This window comes from Pseudomonas sp. HC1(2025), from assembly GCF_058742075.1.
Map to the genome: position 1 here is coordinate 5,745,755 of NZ_CP196017.1, position 16,301 is coordinate 5,762,055.

Consider the following 16,301-nt stretch of genomic DNA (forward strand, 5'->3'; position numbering starts at 1 on the left):
GATGAGCCTTTATCCATTGCAGGGCCGCACCGCAATCGTCACCGGAGGCTCCTCGGGCATTGGTCTGGCGTGCGTCGAGCTGCTGCTGGAAGCCGGCGCCGCCGTTGCGTTCTGCGGCCGCGATGCAGAACGCCTGCGCCGTGCCGAAAGCGACCTGCGCCAACGTTTCCCCCAAGGCCAACTGCTGGCCCAAGTGTGCGATGTGCTCGATGGCGAAGCGGTCAACGCCTTTGCCAGCGCCAGCCAGGCCGCGCTGGGCGCCGCCAGTGTGTTGATCAACAACGCCGGGCAAGGCCGGGTCTCGACCTTCGCAGACACCACCGACAGCGCCTGGACCGAAGAGCTGCACCTGAAGTTTTTTTCGGTGATCAACCCGGTCCGCGCCTTCAAGCCGCAGCTGCACAACCAGGCCGATGCCGCCATCGTCTGCGTCAACTCACTGCTGGCCAGCCAGCCGGAGCCGCACATGGTCGCCACCTCGGCCGCCCGCGCCGGGATCAAGAACCTGGTGCGCTCGATGGCCACCGAGTTCGCCCCGCAAGGCATCCGCGTCAACGGCATCCTGATTGGCCTGGTGGAGTCCGGGCAATGGCGCCGCCGCTTCGAAGCGCGTGAAGAACGCAACCTCGACTGGGCGCAATGGACCGCCCGCCTGGCCCAACAAAAACATATTCCCCTGGGGCGCCTGGGCCTGCCGATTGAAGCGGCCCGCGCGATCCTGTTTCTGGCCTCGCCTCTGTCGGCTTACACCACAGGCAGCCATATCGATGTATCCGGAGGCCTGTCCCGCCATGCGTAATGAAAACACTGTCACCGTGGGCGCTGCCATCACCGCCTTTCTCGAACAATGCGACGTCAAGGCCGCGTTTGGCGTGATCTCGATCCACAACATGCCGATCCTCGATGCCTTCGCCGTGCGCGGCAATATCCGCTTTGTCATGGCCCGGGGTGAAGCCGGCGCCGCCAACATGGCTGACGCCTATGCCCGTACCACCGGCGGCCTGGGCGTGTGCCTGACCTCCACCGGCACCGCCGCCGGCAATGCCGCCGGCGCCATGGTTGAAGCGCAGACTGCCGGCACCCCGCTGCTGCACATCACCGGGCAGATCGAAACGCCATACCTGGATCAGGAACTGGCGTATATCCACGAAGCCCGCGACCAGTTGAACATGCTCAAGGCCGTGTCCAAGGCCGCCTTTCGCGTGCGCAGCGTCGAGACCGCCATCAGCACCCTGAAGCTCGCGGTACAGACCGCCCTCACCGCGCCCACCGGCCCGGTCAGCGTCGAGATCCCGATCGATATCCAGTCGACCTTTATCCCGATGCCTACCGACCTGTCGCCGCTGCCGATCCCGGTCGCCGTACCGGCACCGGAAGCCCTCGACCTGGTGGCCGCGCGCCTGGCCAGTGCCAAGCGCCCGATGCTCTGGCTCGGTGGCGGCGCACGGCATGCCGGGGCGCAGGTCAAGCGCCTGCTGGCGATGGGCGTGGGGGTGATCACCTCGACCCAAGGCCGTGGCGTGGTCAATGAAGACGACGAGCGCTGCCTGGGGGCCTTTTCGCAGAACAAACGGGTCGAGCAGTTCCTGCAAACCTGCGATGCACTGCTGATCGCCGGGTCGCGCCTGCGCAGCAACGAGACCTTCAAGTACGCGCTCAAGCTGCCGCAGAACACCCTGCGCATCGACGCCAACCCGGCCATCGAAGGCCGCAGCTATGCCAGCGAGCTGTTTATCTGCGGCGATACGGCCCTGGCCCTGGAGGGCCTGGCTGACCGCCTGGAAGGCCGCCTGCATACCGATCCGCAGTTCCTCGTCGAACTCAAGGCCGTGCGCGAGCAATCGCGCAGCCAACTGGTGGCGGACCTGGGCCCGTACTCGGCGATGGTCGAGCAATTGCAGGCCAACACCGGGCGCAACTTCTCCTGGGTGCGCGATGTGACCCTGTCCAACAGCATCTGGGGCAACCGCCTGCTCAACCTGTACCACCCGCGTGCCGGGGTTCACGCCTTGGGCGGCGGTATTGGCCAGGGCCTGGCGATGGGCATCGGGGCAGCGGTGGCAGCCGCTGAAACCGCGCCCGAGCGCAAGGTGTTCGCCCTGGCGGGCGATGGCGGTTTCATCCTCAACCTGGGTGAGCTGGCGACCCTGGTCCAGGAGCGCGCCAACCTGGTGATTCTGCTGATGAACGACCAGCGCTATGGGGTGATCCGCAATATCCAGGACGCGGTCTACGGCAGCCGGCATTGCTATGTCGACCTGCACACCCCGGACTACACCAAGCTCGCCGAATCCATGGGCCTGCGCCACGGCCTGGTCACCGACCTCAAGGATTTCGGCAAGGTGGTCGACAGCGCCCTGAGCCAACCCGGCCCGTTCCTGCTAGAAGTGGACATGCTCAGCGTGGGCAATTTCGCCACCCAGTTCGCCGGCCCGCCCAACAGCGAAACCAAAGCCCAGAAGGCCACCGCCTGAGGATCGCCGCATGTTGCATATCACCATGATCGGCTGCGGCGCCATTGGCGTCGGCGTGCTGGAGCTGCTGGAGAACGATCCGCAGCTGTGCGTGGATTACGTCATCGCCTCCGAGGGCTCCGAAGCCTTGGTGCGCCAGCGCCTGGCCAGTTTCAAGCGACCGCCGCAGGTGCTCACCGCCTTGCCCGTCGATACGCGCCCGGATTTGCTGGTGGAGTGCGCCGGCCACCGCGCTATCGAGGAACATGTGCTGCCGGCCCTGGAGCGTGGGATTGCCTGCCTGATTGTGTCGGTCGGCGCCTTGTCCGAAGTGGGTCTGGTCGAGCGCCTGGAAGCAGCCGCTGAGCGCGGCAAGACCCGCATCGAGCTGCTGCCCGGTGCGATTGGCGGTATTGATGCGTTGTCGGCGGCCAAGGTCGGCGGCCTGGATTCGGTCAACTACACCGGGCGCAAGCCGGCCCGCGCCTGGAAAAACACTCCCGGCGAGCAGGCGTGCGACCTCGACACCATCAGCCAAGCCACGGTGATCTTCCAGGGCAGCGCCCGCGAAGCCGCGCGGCTGTATCCGAAAAACGCCAACGTCGCCGCCACCCTGTCCCTGGCCGGGCTGGGCCTGGATCGCACCCACGTCACGCTGATCGCCGACCCCCACAGCGACGAAAACGTCCACCACTTCGAAGCCCGTGGCGCCTTTGGCCGTTTCGAGTTGAGCCTGCGCGGCAAGCCGCTTTTGGCCAACCCCAAGACCTCGGCGCTGACCGTGTACAGCGTGGTCCGTGCGCTGGGCAACCACGCCCATGCCATCTCAATTTAGGAGCCCGTCGATGACTCTCGAACAGACTTTACCGATCTGCATCGCCGGCCACTGGCGCCTGGGCCGTGGCGAACGCTACGCCAGCCGCTACCCGGCCACCGGCGAGGCCGTGGCCTGGCTTAACGCTGCCGATCTGCAGGATGTAGAAGACGCCATCCAGGGCGCACACCAGGCCTTCCTGCACAGCGGCTGGGCCCAGCGCAAACCCCATGAGCGGGCCAGCGTGCTGTACCGCATCGCCGAGCTGATCCGCCTGCACAGTGAAGAACTGGCGCAGCTGCAACGCCAGGACAACGGCAAGCCGATCAATGAAACCCGCGCGCTGGTGGCCAGTGCGGCCGGCACCTTCCAGTTCTTCGCCGCCGCCTGCGAAACCCTCGAAGAAACCATCACCCCCTCGCGCGGCGATTTCGTCAGCATGAGCGTGTATGAGCCGATGGGCGTGGTCGCCGCGATCACTCCGTGGAACTCGCCGATTGCCAGCGAGGCGCAAAAGGTCGCGCCAGCCCTGGCGGCGGGCAATGCGGTGGTGATCAAGCCAGCGGAAATCACCCCGCTGCTGGCCCTGCGCCTGGCGCGCTTGTGTGAAGAGGCCGGCCTGCCCAAGGGCCTGATCAGCGTGCTGCCCGGCAAGGGCTCGCTGCTGGGCGACGCGCTGACCCGCCACCCGCTGGTCAAGCGCGTGTCGTTCACCGGCGGTACCCGCACCGGCAAGCACATCGCCCATATCGCCGCTGACAAGATGATGCCGGTGTCGTTGGAGCTGGGCGGCAAGTCGCCGACCATCGTCCTTGATGACGCCGACCTCGACCACGCGGTGGCGGGCGTGCTCTACGGCATCTTCAGCTCTTCGGGCGAGGCCTGTATTGCCGGCTCGCGGCTGTTTGTCGCGCGCGCCCTGTACGAACCCTTCATGCAACGCCTGGTAGCCGCCGCCGCGAACCTGCGCATGGGCGACCCGGCCGACGAAAACACGCAGATGGGCCCGCTGATCAGCGCCAGCCATCGTGAATCGGTGGAACGCTACGTCGCCCTCGGCCTGGCCGAAGGCGGGCGCCTGCGCCTGGGCGGGCAGCGCCCCAGCGGTGGCCTGTATGACCAGGGCTACTTCTACCCGCCGACCATCCTCGAAGGCCTGCACAACCAACAACAGGTGTGCCAGGAAGAAATCTTCGGCCCGGTGCTGGTGGCCATGCCCTTCGACGATGAAGAGCAACTGCTGGAGCAGGCCAACGACAGCCTGTACGCCCTCGCGGCAGGCATCTGGAGCCGCGACTACAAGCGCGCCTGGGCCCTGGGCCGGCGCTTGCAGGCCGGCACGGTGTGGATCAACACCTACAAGCAGTTCTCGATTTCCACGCCGTTCGGCGGTTGGCGCGACAGCGGCCTGGGCCGCGAAAAAGGCCGGCTGGGGATCCTGCAATACATGGAACAAAAGAGCCTCTACTGGGGCATGAACCAACAGCCACTGGCCTGGGCCGGTGTGCCACACGAGGTAGCGTGATGAGCGTTTTAGGTATTGATGAAGTCACCTATGGCGTCGAGGACCTCGACACCTGCGTGCGTTTTTTCAGCGACTGGGGCCTGACCCAGGTCAGCGCGCAACCCGATGAGGTGATCTTCGAGACCCTCAACGGCTGCCGCGTAGTGCTCGCCGACCTGAACAAACCCGGCCTGCCGCCCGCCATCGAGGCCGGCTCGACCGTGCGCGAAGTGGTGTGGGGCGTGGCCGACGCGGCGGACCTTGCGCTGTACGCCGAACGCATCGCCAACGACCCGGGGTTTGTCGAGGGCAACGGGCGTATCGGCTGCACCGACCCCAACGGCTTGGCGATCCGCCTGCAAGTGACGCGCAAGCGTGAGCTGGAGATCGAGTGCAGCGGCCACAACACCTGGCAGACCAAGGGCCGGATCAACAAGGCGGCGCCGATCTACGAGCGCGCCACGCCGATTGAGGTCGGCCACGTGGTGTTTTTCGTCAAGGACGTAAACGCCTGCGAAGCCTTCTACCACGAACGTTTCGGCTTCCAGGCCTCGGACCGCTACCCGGACCGCGGGGCCTTTTTGCGCACCGCCGAGGAAGGCGGCCATCACGACCTGTTCATGCTGCAACTGCCGGCGCCACGGGCGGGGCTGAACCATGTGGCCTTTACCGTACGCGATGTGCACGAGGTGTTTGGCGGCGGCATGCACGTGTCCCGCAGCGGCTGGCCGACCGAGATCGGCCCTGGGCGCCACCCGGTGTCTTCGGCGTTTTTCTGGTACTTCAAAAACCCCGCTGGCGCGCTGGTGGAGTACTACGCCGACGAAGACCAACTGACCGGCGAATGGCAGCCCCGCACCTTTGAGCCGGGGCCCACGGTGTTCGCCGAATGGGCGATTGCCGGCGGTATCGACGGCAATACCCGGCGCCAGCAACACGTCGAGGCGCCGCAAGGCAAGTTCCTCACCGACAAACCGAAACCTTGAGCAGGAGTCGCACATGCCTTCCTTAAATATTGCTATCGCCGGCGCCGGCATCGGCGGCCTGACCGCCGCGATCGCCCTGCACCGCGCCGGTCACCAGGTCACCGTGTTTGAACAGTCCAAGGCCTTTTTGCGGGTCGGTGCCGACATCAACCTCACCCCCAACGCGGTACGGGCGCTGGATGGCCTGGGAATTGGCGCCGCCGTGCGCATCCCGGCCGCGCGGCCGACCCACCGTATCAGCCGGATGTGGGACAGCGGCGAAGAGACGTCACGCCTGGAAATGTCCGACGCCGCCGAGCAGAAGTACGGCGCCCCGCAACTGACCATCCACCGCGCCGATCTGCTGGCGGCCCTGGCCGAAGTGTTCCCGCTGGAGCAGGTGCAGTTCGCCAAGCGTGCCGAACGGATCGAGCACACTGACGACGGCATCTGCCTGCATTTCAAGGATGGCAGCCAGCACCGCTGTGACGTGCTGATCGGCGCCGACGGTATCCACTCGGTGGTGCGCAACGCGCTGTTCGGCGAAGAGCACCCGCGCTTTACCGGGGTGGTGGCATACCGCGCGGTGGTGCCGGCCGAGTTGGTGGCCCATGTGCCGAATATCCAGGCCTTCACCAAATGGTGGGGCCCCAACCCGCAGAGCCAGATCGTTACGTTCCCGCTGAACCAGGGCAAAGATATTTTTATCTTCGCCACCACCGCCCAGGACAGCTGGCACGAAGAGTCGTGGACCAGCGCCGGCGATGCCGACGAACTGCGCAGCCACTACCAGGCATTCCACCCCGACGCCCGTGCCCTGCTGGATGCGTGCAGCGATGTGCTCAAGACCGCGCTGTATGAGCGCGACCCGCTGCCGTTCTGGTCCAAGGGCGCGATCACCCTGCTGGGCGATGCGTGCCACCCGATGATGCCGTTCATGGCCCAGGGTGCTGGCCAGGCCATCGAGGATGCGGTGGTGCTCGCCCGTTACCTGCAAGACCTCGACAGCCCGTCCCAGGTCGCCGCTGCCTTGCAGGGCTATCAGCAGGCGCGCCTGGAACGCACCAGCCAGATCCAGATCGGCTCGCGCGGCAACCAGTGGCTCAAGGACGGCGGCAACGCCGATTGGGTCTACGGCTACGACGCCTGGACCATCCCCACCCAAAGCGCGGCCTGACCATGAGCGACACCTTGCTGGTGACCGTGCTGCTCAAGCACGACCAATCAAAAAACCTGGAAGACATTCAGCGGCACATGAAGCAGCAGGACTGGTGGGAGCGCTTTCCACCGCAAGGCGTGGAGGTGGTGAGCTGGACCGTGGCCATGGGCCTGGGCCAGATCGTCACCCTGCGCTTGGCTCCGGGCCTGCTGCCGTCCCTTAACGTGGAGCTTGAGCGCTCGGCGTGGGGCGTGTTCAGCACTGAAGTTTTCCCGACATACGACTTTATCCCGGTGCGCGAAACCATCCGCGAACGGGTACGCAACGGAGGTCAATGACATGAGCACTACCGAACGATTCCTCGAGCCCCATCAGGCGCGCAAACGGCCCAATACCCAGTTTGAAGAGCTGCTGGGCGACTCCATCGAGCGCGCCTTCGGCAACGGCGTGACCGAGTTGGCGGCGCTGCTCGCCCACCTCAACCTGGCCGGCCCGCCCTGCCCGCTGACCAGCGGCGAGTGGACGGCAGATGCCTATCAAACCCTGATGGCCCGGCTGGGCGAATGACCCGGCAGAAGGAATAAAACAATGACTATGCAATTGACCGTCGACCCTGTTGAAAACCATCTGGCCAATGGCCTCAAAGACCTCTGGTTCCCGGTATTACCCTCGGACCTGCTGGGTGAAAAGCCGGTATCGGTACGCCGCCTGGGCTACAAGATCGCCCTGTGGCGCGATAACGATGGCCGCGTACACGCCCTCGAAGACCATTGCCCCCATCGCGGTGCGCCGCTGTCCCAGGGCCCGGTGTTGGGTGATCGCCTGCAATGCCCGTATCACGGCATCGAAGTGCGCTGTGACGGTACCGTGACCAAGGTACCGGGCAGCCCTGGCTGCAAACTCGAAGGCAGCCGCCCGACCCGCATGTTCCATACCCGCGAAGCGGCAGGCGCGATCTTTTTGTTCAATGCCACCGACCCGCATTTAGCGACCCCGCCGGAACTGGTGCTGCCCGAGCAACTGACGTCCCCGGAGTGGAGCAGCTTCGTCTGCTACACCGAGTGGAAAGGCGACTACCGCTACGTGATCGACAACGTCATGGACCCGATGCACGGCACCTACCTGCACAAGATGTCGCACTCGATGAGTGAAGGCGAAGCCACCGCCAAGTTCGTCACCCGCGACACCGACAACGGGTTCTTTTTCGAGAAGGAAGGCCAGCGCGGGGTGAACTTCGACTGGACCGAGTTCATGGACAACGGCTGCCATTGGCTGCGCCTGGAAATCCCCTACCCGAAAACCGGCGGCCCGGGCGGCAACTTCACCATTATCGGCAGCTACACCCCAAGCAGCCGCGCGCTCTCGGCGGTGTTCCACTGGCGCTGCCGACCGCTGACCGGCTGGCAGCGCGACACCTGGCGCTTCCTCTACAAAAACCGCCTGGAAGCGCGGCACTGGGCCGTGCTGGAGCAGGATCGGGTGCTGCTGGAGTTCATGGAACCGGACGCCAACCAGCGCGAAAACCTCTACCAGCACGACCTGGGTGTGGTGCGCATGCGCCGTTACCTGAAGAACGCGGCCAAGGCCCAGCTCGAACTGATCGACGCGAAGCAACTGCCATGAACCCGGTCGTGGTGGCGCCCGCCGGGGCCAGTTGGTCGAATGCGCTGCTGATCGGCCGCGAGGTGGTGATGTCCGGGATGACCGCACACCCCGCCAGCCGCGAGGCGACCCTGGATTGCTACGCCCAGACCCTGGTGGTGCTGGGCAAGATCCAGGCGCTGGTGACGGCGGCCGGTGGGCATCTGGGCAATATCTACCGGCTGACGGTGTACCTCACCGATATCGCCGACAAGGACCAGGTGGGCCGCGCACGCCGCGACTTCTTCGCCGGGCAGGCCGTATTTCCCACGTCCACCCTGGTGGCCGTCAGCGCGCTGGTGTTTCCTGAACTTCGGGTCGAGATCGAGGCCAGTGCCCGGCTCGATGTCGACCTGCGTACCGTCACAGAGGTGAATGATGTCTAAGCCCTCCCTGCTCAACGCCCGCGTACACACCCTGCGCTATGAAGCCGAAGGCATCATCAGCGTGGAGTTTCGGCCGTTGGGCGATACCGTGTTCCCGCCGTTCGAGGCCGGCTCGCACATCGACCTGCACCTGGCCAACGGCCTGGTGCGCAGTTACTCGCTGCTCAATTCTCCCAGCGACCAGGGGCGCTACACCGTGGGCATCCTGCGTGACCGCAACAGCCGCGGCGGCTCGGAGTATGTGCACAGCCAACTGCGGGTCGGCATGGCGCTGTCGATCTCGGCGCCGCGCAACAACTTCGCGCTGGACCTGAGCGCCAGCCACAGTGTGCTGGTGGCCGGTGGCATCGGCATTACGCCGATCTACTGCATGTTTCGCCAACTGCTGGCCCAGGGCAAATCCGCCGAGCTGATCTATTGCGCGCGCTCGCGCCAGGAAGCGGCATTGGTGGAAGCCTTGAACGGCCTGGGTGCGCGGGTGGTGTACCACTTCAACGACGAAAAAGGCGTGCCGCCGGACCTCGCCGCCTACCTCGCCGGCCAACCTGCGGATACGCACTTCTACTGCTGCGGCCCAACGCCGATGCTGGATGCGTTCGAGGGCACCTGTGAGCGCCTGGGTTATCCCCATGCCCATATCGAGCGCTTTACCGCCGCCGAACTGCCGCCCAGCGAAGATGCGCAGAACCGCTATAGCGTGGAGTTGAAAAAGTCCGGCAAGACGCTGTCGGTGGAACCCGGCTTGAGCTTGCTGGATGTGCTGCTCGAAGCCGGTTGCGACATCGATCACAGCTGCCGCGAGGGGGTGTGCGGCTCCTGTGAAACCCGGGTGGTGGAAGGCCAGATCGACCACCGCGACGGGGTGCTGACCAAGGCCGAGCGCGCGGCGAACAAATCGATGATGGTGTGTGTTTCGGGCTGCAAGAGCCAACGGTTGGTGCTGGACCTCTAGCCCCCCTGTAGGAGCGAGCTTGCTCGCGAAGAACGTTAACGATAACGCGGTTTATCCTGAATAACCGCGTTACCCTCAAGTTCTTCGCTCGCGCCTACAGGATCACCCGCAAAGTGCCCGTTTCATTGGCAGCGTGCAATAAAGACGCACCTATCACGGGCAACTTTGTTACCGCACTTACGGATTGTTTCATGGGTTATACACAGCGCTTTGTTTCCCATATAAACAATTGTTTTTAAGCGGTTTTTTATAAAATCCAAACTAATTTACCGCCTGGCACACTTCCTGCTCTACTCCCGTGCATCCACTGATTAAACGGCGTTTCGCCGATAAAACAATAAGAACCAACACTTAAACCCGGTAAGACCCGCTCCCTCCTTAGTTGCCTTTAAAGGCAAGCGGACGAGTGTTGCCGATCACCCGGTAGAGAGGTCTCTATGAAGCGTGTCTTATGTGCAGGATTGATGTTTGCCAGTTTCAGCGGTTTCGCCGCAGAACCCATCCCTTCCGAGCCGGTGCGGGCCAACGCCGCCAATAAACCTTTCCCCCACATTGCCTGGCGCAGTGACGCCGGGGACGCCAGCCTGGACATCGGCGGCGCGCTGCGCACCAACTATCGCGACGAGCATTGGGACACCACCGAGAACAATGGCCGCTTCCTCTTCGACACGTTCCGCCTGGACGTGCAGGCCACCTACAAGGGCCTCTATAGCGATATCGGCTACTGGTTCCAGGACGACGGCAAGCGCTCCATCGACCGTGGCTTCGTTGGCTATCGGCTCAATGCCAACTCCAACCTGCAACTGGGCGCACCGTTCAAGCCGTTTGGCCTGGAGCCGTATCCGCAATTTGGCTGGAGTTACCACCTGCCGTTTTTCATGGGCTATGCAGTGAGTGCCGGCACCGGCCTCAAGTACAGCTACAAGGATCAGGATTGGGACGTGCAGCTTGGCTTTTTCCCACGCATGTTGCCCAGCGACCTTCGCTACTCGCCTGAAGTCGGGCGTTACGCCGACCTGAACGACAACGCGATTGCCTTCACCCAGTCGCGCCAGGACAACGAGAAGCGCAACCAGCTCAACGCCCGCGTGGCGCGCACCTTCAACAGCAATGGCTGGAAAACCGAGATCGGCGCCTCGCTGGCCACCGCCCAGCTGTACAACGCCACCACCAAGGACGATGGCGACTATTGGGCCGCCGGTGTACACGCCATCATCAACAAGGGGCTGTGGACCGTCACCACCCAGGCCATCCGCTACGAATACGATCCCGAAAACCCCACCGGCGTCAGCAAGGACTCGGTACTGATGGGCGGCAACGGCCTGACCCCGGCCTACCTGATCGCGTCCAAGGCCAGCCTGGCGTCGATCAACCTCGGCTATGACGTCTACACGCCGAGGCTGGGGCAGTTGAAGAAGGTCAAGCTGTACACCGACTACAGCCGGATGATGAAAGACAAGAGCGACTGGGATGATTCGCAGATGTTCACCGTAGGCGCGCAGTTCCTGGCCATGCCGGTGATGGCCTGGGTCGACTTTACCTGGGCGCGCAACGCCAACCCCTATGGCGGCGCAGAGAATGGCAGTGGTTTTACCAACACCAGTTCGGTGGGCAGCAACGAGTGGTATTACCGCACCAACGTGAATATTGGTTACTACTTTTAACCAGGCAACAAAAAACAAAGGTGGGGGGGGGTGAGTACATATCCGTTGCTGCGGTCATGGCGGCTATTGGTTCCGCTCTTACAGCGGGTCACTTTCGAAAAGCGCGAAAGTAACCAAAGCGCTCCTGCCCCACCACTCGGTGCCTCGCCTAGGCTCGGCATGCCCGCAGTCAGGCATTGCTCCGTGGGCCCGCCGCGATCGGCCATCCATGGCCGTGTCGCGGCTACCCCGGCATCCTGCCGGGGTGCCCACTGCGCAATACCTGCCTGCGGCCAGCGTGGTTTGACGGGGCGCCTGAGATCAAAAGCCAGATCAAAAACAGAGCAACAGCAGAACCAGAGCGCGAAGCTGCATTCCCCTGTAGGAGCTGGCTTGCCTGCGATGGCGGCAGGTCTGCCAACAGATTCATCGACTGATACACCGCTATCGCAGGCAAGCCAGCTCCTACAGGGTACGCGTACGCCTTGACGATCAGGTCGGCTGTCAGGCCGCCTCGCTTTGCTTGTGATTTTGATCTTAGGCGCCCCGTTAAACCACGCTGGCCGTCATCCGATATTGATTTGGGGGGTAACCCGGCAGGACGCCGGGTTAGCCGCGCTGGGCCAGGGATGGCCCATCGCGGCGGCCCCCCAAATCAATGTCGGATGACGGGCACACCGAGCCTAGGCGAGGTGCCGAGTGGTGGGGCAAGAGCCCTTTGCTTACTTTGGGGCTTTTCCAAAGTGAGCCGCCGTAAGGGCGGAACCCTAAGTGGCCATGACCGCAGCAACGGATATGTACTCACACCCCACAACCAAAAAAGAGCAAGTCGTGTAGATACTCATGCCTAACGCAGCCTCACCAAAGCTCGACAGCCCCCACATCAGGCCAGTGTGACGCTTCGACCATTCCTCGCTCAGTTGCGCTGCTTGCAGACGGCTGGCGCACACCTAGGTATAGTGCCGCCCCTCTTCGCATGCACGATCGTCAACCGCATGCGAACGCCGAACTAATAACAACCCGCGACTTGGAACCGGGACGAGCACTCGCCCCACCTATCGTGCTGCCTGCGCGACGGTGTGTAACGCGATGTTTCGACCCGTCCGGCTTTTGCCTTTACAAAAAAACAGCGAGGAATACTCCATGCTAGAAGTCATCAACGACTTCCTCTCAGGAAAAGTACTGATCGTGCTCATTGTCGGGCTCGGTGGTTACTTCACGATCCGCTCGCGTTTCGTTCAGTTTCGTCACTTCTTTCATATGTTCGCGGTGTTTCGCGACAGCCTCAAAAGCAGCGCCGGCCAACTCAGTTCGTTCCAGGCGCTGATGCTCAGCCTGGCCGGGCGGGTGGGCGCCGGTAACATCGCCGGGGTCGGCATTGCCGTGACCCTGGGTGGCCCGGGCGCAGTGTTCTGGATGTGGGTCACCGCGCTGGTGGGCATGTCGTCGAGCTTTATCGAGTGCTCCCTGGGCCAGCTCTACAAACGCACCGACGCCGAAGGCACCTACCGTGGTGGCCCGGCCTATTACATCCAGCACGGCCTGCAAAAACGCTGGCTGGGGATGGTCATGGCGTTCCTGCTGCTGGTGACCTTCGGGTTCGCCTTCAACGGCCTGCAAGCCCATGCCGTGACCCACTCGCTCAATAACGCCTTTGGTTTCGACACCACCTACACCGGCCTGGCGCTGGCGGTGTTGCTGGGCCTGGTGTTTATCGGCGGGATCAAGCGCATTGCCTCGATTGCCGACCTGCTGGTGCCGGTCAAGACCCTGGTCTATATCGCCGTGACGGTCTACGTGATCGTGCTGCAATTCGACCAGGTGCCGGCCATGCTCGCGACCATCGTCAAGAGCGCCTTTGGCCTGGACCAGGCCTTCGGTGGCCTGGTGGGCAGCGCGATCATCATGGGTGTGAAGCGCGGCGTGTTCGCCAACGAAGCGGGCCTGGGCAGCGCGCCCAACGTGGCCGCGGTGGCCTCGGTGGAACACCCGGTCGCTCAAGGTGTGGTGCAAGCGTTCAGCGTGTTCCTCGACACCTTTATCATCTGCACCTGCACCGCCCTGCTGATCCTGCTTTCGGGCTTCTACACCCCAGGCTTCGAAGGCGACGGCATTGCCCTGACCCAGAACTCCCTGGCGGCGGTGGTCGGTGACTGGGGGCGGATGTTTATCTCGGTGGCCCTGGCGTTGTTCGTGTTTACATCGATCATGTACAACTACTACCTGGGCGAGAGCAACCTGCGCTTTTTGGTGGGCAACAACCGCAAGGTGCTGATCGGTTATCGCGCGTTGGTACTGGTGCTGATCTTCTGGGGTTCGATCGAGAACCTGAGCACCGTGTTCGCGTTCGCCGACATCACCATGACCATGCTGGCGTTCGTCAACCTGTTCGCCCTGGCGTTCCTGTTCAAGATCGCCATGCGTATCCTCAACGACTACGACAACCAGCGCGCGGCGGGCATCAAGACCCCGGTGTTCGACTCCAGCCAGTTCCCGGACCTGGACCTGGACCGCAAGGCCTGGCCGGCCAACCCGGTGCAGCCTGAGCCAACCGCTCAAGCGACTGCTGAGCTGAACGCCCAAGTGCAACGCTGAGCCTAGATAGATGACACGCCGCCCGGCCTTGGGCATGCTCTGGGCCCGGCGGCGTTTTTCGTTCAGGAGATTGTTCGATGTCCAAAGCTAACACCCTCATGGTGCTCTACACCGGCGGCACCATCGGCATGCAAGCCAGCGCCAACGGCCTGGCGCCCGCTTCGGGCTTTGAAGCGCGCATGCGCGAACAGCTTGCCCACCTACCAGCGCCAGCCTGGCGCTTTCGGGAAATGTCGCCGCTGATCGATAGCGCCAATATGACGCCCGCCTACTGGCAACACCTGCGCAGCGCCGTGGTCGAGGCTGTGGACGAGGGCTGCGATGGCGTGCTGATTCTGCATGGCACCGACACCCTGGCCTACAGCGCGGCGGCCATGAGTTTCCAACTGCTGGGCCTGCCGGCGCCGGTGGTGTTCACCGGTTCGATGCTGCCGGCCGGCGTGCCCGACAGCGATGCCTGGGAAAACGTCAGCGGCGCCCTGGCAGCGTTGGGTGAAGGCCTGGCGCCCGGGGTGCACCTGTACTTCCACGGCGCACTGATGGCGCCGACCCGCTGTGCGAAAATCCGCAGTTTTGGCCGCCATCCCTTTGCTGCACTGCAGCGCAACGGCGGCGTGGCCAAGGCCCAGGCGCTGCCTGCCGCACTGGACTACCGCCAGCCCAAGGCCCTGGCCAATGTCGGCGTATTGCCGCTGGTGCCGGGCATTGATGCCGGGCAACTGGATGCCCTGGTCGACAGCGGCATCCAGGCACTGGTGCTCGAATGCTTTGGCAGCGGCACCGGGCCCAGCGATAACCCGGCGTTCCTCGCCAGCCTGCAACGTGCGCAGGCTCGGCACATCGTGGTCGTCGCGATCACCCAATGTCATGAAGGCGGTGTGGAACTGGACGTATATGAAGCCGGCAGCCGCCTGCGTGGGGTCGGTGTGTTGTCCGGTGGCGGCATGACCCGCGAAGCCGTGTTCGGCAAGCTGCAAGCCTTGCTCGGCGCCGGGCTGCCCAACGACGAAGTACGGCGCCTGGTCGAGCTGGACCTGTGCGGCGAACTGAGCTGAGCGGCATATAACTTGCTCCACTTCCAGCCATCCCCTGGCTGGAAGTTCCCATGCTGCACTCCCACCTCACCACCCTCAACGCCGTTTCCCTGGTGCTCAGCACCTTCAAGGCCGAAGGCTTGCCCGCCGAAGCGCTGCTGGCCGGCAGTGGCATCTGTGCGGCGGACCTGAGCCGCGCCGACACACGCATCGCCACGCACCAGGAAATGCAAGTGTGCGCCAATGCCGTGGCCTTGCAGCGCGATATCGGGCTGATCGTGGGGCGACGGATGCACGTATCGGCGTACGGCATGCTCGGCTATGCCCTGCTCACCAGTGCCACTTTCGGTGACGCTTTGCGCCTGGCCCTGCGTTATCCGGCGCTGTTGGGAACACTGTTCGAACTGAGCCTTGAGCAAGACGGCGAGCGTATCTGGTTCACCGCCAGCGATTACCGCGAGAGCCCGGCGCTGACCGCCTTCAACGTGGAGCTGTGCCTGGGGTCGCTGAAGGTGATCTGCGACGACCTGCTCGGCCATCCGCTGCCCTTGCTGGGCGCGCGCTTTGAGCATACTGCGCCGGATTACCAGGCGCGCTATGCCGAGTGTTTTGACTGCCCGTTGCAGTTCCAGGCCACGGCCAATGCGTTCGCCTTCGACCAGCGCTGGCTCGCCCAACCCTTGCCCCTGGCCGACACCGTGACCCACCGGGCCATGGCCGAACGCTGCCGCAAGCAGAACACCGAATTCACCGGGCGCGAGGCCTGGCTGGGGCGGGTCCGCCAGTTGCTCGCGGCACAACTGCACGCCGCACCGGGGCTCGATGGCCTGGCCCAGCAGATGAACTGTTCGCCGCGCACCCTGCGCCGACACCTGCACGACCTGGGCTGCAGCTACCAGGAACTGCTGGACGAACTGCGCTTCGAGCGCGCCAAGCAGTTGTTGGCGCAAGACCAGTGGCCGATCTACCGCATCGCCGAGCAGTTGGGTTTCAGTGAGACCGCGAGCTTCCGGCATGCCTTTGTACGCTGGAGCGGTGTAGCGCCGAGTCAATTTCGAGCATGACGCCCCATGTAGGGGCGAATTTCGGACAGACAATTTGGCCATATTTATCCCCTTTTGGCCGCTCCTGCCGTTCTCCAAACCTGCGCGCACC

General features: G+C 63.9%; 15 protein-coding genes. All 15 read left to right on the forward strand.

Translation table 11 applies throughout. The annotated features are described in order from the left end of the window. Position 1 precedes the first annotated feature (1 nt). The 15 genes from ACSSVH_RS25990 (at position 2) to ACSSVH_RS26060 (ending at position 16,210) form a co-directional block, all read left to right on the forward strand. Entirely contained in the window at positions 2-799 is a 798-nt protein-coding gene (locus tag ACSSVH_RS25990) for an SDR family oxidoreductase (RefSeq protein ID WP_492633892.1), read from the forward strand. After that, positions 792-2,474: a thiamine pyrophosphate-binding protein gene (locus tag ACSSVH_RS25995; protein WP_492633893.1), complete on the forward strand. Its 1,683-nt coding sequence runs from the start codon at positions 792-794 to the stop codon at positions 2,472-2,474. The genes ACSSVH_RS25990 and ACSSVH_RS25995 overlap by 8 nt, the downstream gene beginning before the upstream one ends. A gap of 10 nt (positions 2,475-2,484) precedes the next feature. Further along, positions 2,485-3,288, forward strand: a complete 804-nt coding sequence (locus ACSSVH_RS26000) for an aspartate dehydrogenase (protein ID WP_492633894.1) — start codon at positions 2,485-2,487, stop codon at positions 3,286-3,288. Positions 3,289-3,298: 10 nt separating this feature from the next. Continuing rightward, positions 3,299-4,792 (forward strand): aldehyde dehydrogenase, encoded by a 1,494-nt coding sequence (locus ACSSVH_RS26005; RefSeq protein ID WP_170042051.1) that lies wholly within the window; start codon positions 3,299-3,301, stop codon positions 4,790-4,792. Further along, positions 4,792-5,757 carry a VOC family protein gene (locus ACSSVH_RS26010; RefSeq protein WP_169955445.1) on the forward strand — a complete coding sequence of 322 codons (966 nt, stop codon included), beginning with the start codon at positions 4,792-4,794 and terminating at the stop codon, positions 5,755-5,757. The genes ACSSVH_RS26005 and ACSSVH_RS26010 overlap by 1 nt, the downstream gene beginning before the upstream one ends. A 13-nt stretch (positions 5,758-5,770) precedes the next feature. Further along, positions 5,771-6,913, forward strand: coding sequence for an FAD-dependent monooxygenase (locus ACSSVH_RS26015; RefSeq protein ID WP_492633895.1), 1,143 nt, complete (start codon positions 5,771-5,773; stop codon positions 6,911-6,913). A gap of 2 nt (positions 6,914-6,915) precedes the next feature. Then, the gene (locus ACSSVH_RS26020) at positions 6,916-7,233 is read left to right on the forward strand and encodes a hypothetical protein (protein WP_169955447.1); all 318 of its coding nucleotides are present in this window, start codon (positions 6,916-6,918) and stop codon (positions 7,231-7,233) included. 1 nt (position 7,234) lies between these two features. Beyond that, a complete protein-coding gene (locus ACSSVH_RS26025; RefSeq protein WP_029289990.1) occupies positions 7,235-7,462 on the forward strand; it encodes a recombinase-like helix-turn-helix domain-containing protein in 228 nt (75 codons plus the stop codon). Between the two features lie 21 nt (positions 7,463-7,483). Further along, positions 7,484-8,518 (forward strand): Rieske 2Fe-2S domain-containing protein, encoded by a 1,035-nt coding sequence (locus ACSSVH_RS26030; protein WP_170042049.1) that lies wholly within the window; start codon positions 7,484-7,486, stop codon positions 8,516-8,518. Then, positions 8,515-8,922, forward strand: a complete 408-nt coding sequence (locus ACSSVH_RS26035; RefSeq protein WP_170042048.1) for a Rid family hydrolase — start codon at positions 8,515-8,517, stop codon at positions 8,920-8,922. The genes ACSSVH_RS26030 and ACSSVH_RS26035 overlap by 4 nt, the downstream gene beginning before the upstream one ends. After that, positions 8,915-9,874, forward strand: coding sequence for a PDR/VanB family oxidoreductase (locus tag ACSSVH_RS26040; RefSeq protein WP_172313788.1), 960 nt, complete (start codon positions 8,915-8,917; stop codon positions 9,872-9,874). The genes ACSSVH_RS26035 and ACSSVH_RS26040 overlap by 8 nt, the downstream gene beginning before the upstream one ends. 437 nt (positions 9,875-10,311) lie before the next feature. Continuing rightward, on the forward strand, positions 10,312-11,538 hold the full coding sequence (locus tag ACSSVH_RS26045) for a hypothetical protein (protein WP_492633896.1): 1,227 nt from the start codon (positions 10,312-10,314) through the stop codon (positions 11,536-11,538). A gap of 1,122 nt (positions 11,539-12,660) precedes the next feature. Then, positions 12,661-14,112 (forward strand): alanine/glycine:cation symporter family protein, encoded by a 1,452-nt coding sequence (locus ACSSVH_RS26050; RefSeq protein WP_432754792.1) that lies wholly within the window; start codon positions 12,661-12,663, stop codon positions 14,110-14,112. Between the two features lie 77 nt (positions 14,113-14,189). After that, positions 14,190-15,167 (forward strand): asparaginase, encoded by a 978-nt coding sequence (locus tag ACSSVH_RS26055; protein ID WP_170042045.1) that lies wholly within the window; start codon positions 14,190-14,192, stop codon positions 15,165-15,167. A 50-nt stretch (positions 15,168-15,217) separates the two neighbouring features. Next, the gene (locus ACSSVH_RS26060) at positions 15,218-16,210 is read left to right on the forward strand and encodes an AraC family transcriptional regulator (RefSeq protein ID WP_170042044.1); all 993 of its coding nucleotides are present in this window, start codon (positions 15,218-15,220) and stop codon (positions 16,208-16,210) included. Positions 16,211-16,301: the final 91 nt, after the last annotated feature.

Coding starts and splice junctions, on each gene's coding strand:
- ACSSVH_RS26050 (WP_432754792.1), top strand. CDS start 12,661: ATGCTAGAAGTCATCAACGACTTCCTCTCAGGAAAAGTACTGATCGTG.
- ACSSVH_RS26030 (WP_170042049.1), top strand. CDS start 7,484: ATGACTATGCAATTGACCGTCGACCCTGTTGAAAACCATCTGGCCAAT.
- ACSSVH_RS26020 (WP_169955447.1), top strand. CDS start 6,916: ATGAGCGACACCTTGCTGGTGACCGTGCTGCTCAAGCACGACCAATCA.
- ACSSVH_RS25995 (WP_492633893.1), top strand. CDS start 792: ATGCGTAATGAAAACACTGTCACCGTGGGCGCTGCCATCACCGCCTTT.
- ACSSVH_RS26010 (WP_169955445.1), top strand. CDS start 4,792: ATGAGCGTTTTAGGTATTGATGAAGTCACCTATGGCGTCGAGGACCTC.
- ACSSVH_RS26055 (WP_170042045.1), top strand. CDS start 14,190: ATGTCCAAAGCTAACACCCTCATGGTGCTCTACACCGGCGGCACCATC.
- ACSSVH_RS26015 (WP_492633895.1), top strand. CDS start 5,771: ATGCCTTCCTTAAATATTGCTATCGCCGGCGCCGGCATCGGCGGCCTG.
- ACSSVH_RS26005 (WP_170042051.1), top strand. CDS start 3,299: ATGACTCTCGAACAGACTTTACCGATCTGCATCGCCGGCCACTGGCGC.
- ACSSVH_RS26000 (WP_492633894.1), top strand. CDS start 2,485: ATGTTGCATATCACCATGATCGGCTGCGGCGCCATTGGCGTCGGCGTG.
- ACSSVH_RS26025 (WP_029289990.1), top strand. CDS start 7,235: ATGAGCACTACCGAACGATTCCTCGAGCCCCATCAGGCGCGCAAACGG.
- ACSSVH_RS26060 (WP_170042044.1), top strand. CDS start 15,218: ATGCTGCACTCCCACCTCACCACCCTCAACGCCGTTTCCCTGGTGCTC.
- ACSSVH_RS26040 (WP_172313788.1), top strand. CDS start 8,915: ATGTCTAAGCCCTCCCTGCTCAACGCCCGCGTACACACCCTGCGCTAT.
- ACSSVH_RS26035 (WP_170042048.1), top strand. CDS start 8,515: ATGAACCCGGTCGTGGTGGCGCCCGCCGGGGCCAGTTGGTCGAATGCG.
- ACSSVH_RS26045 (WP_492633896.1), top strand. CDS start 10,312: ATGAAGCGTGTCTTATGTGCAGGATTGATGTTTGCCAGTTTCAGCGGT.
- ACSSVH_RS25990 (WP_492633892.1), top strand. CDS start 2: ATGAGCCTTTATCCATTGCAGGGCCGCACCGCAATCGTCACCGGAGGC.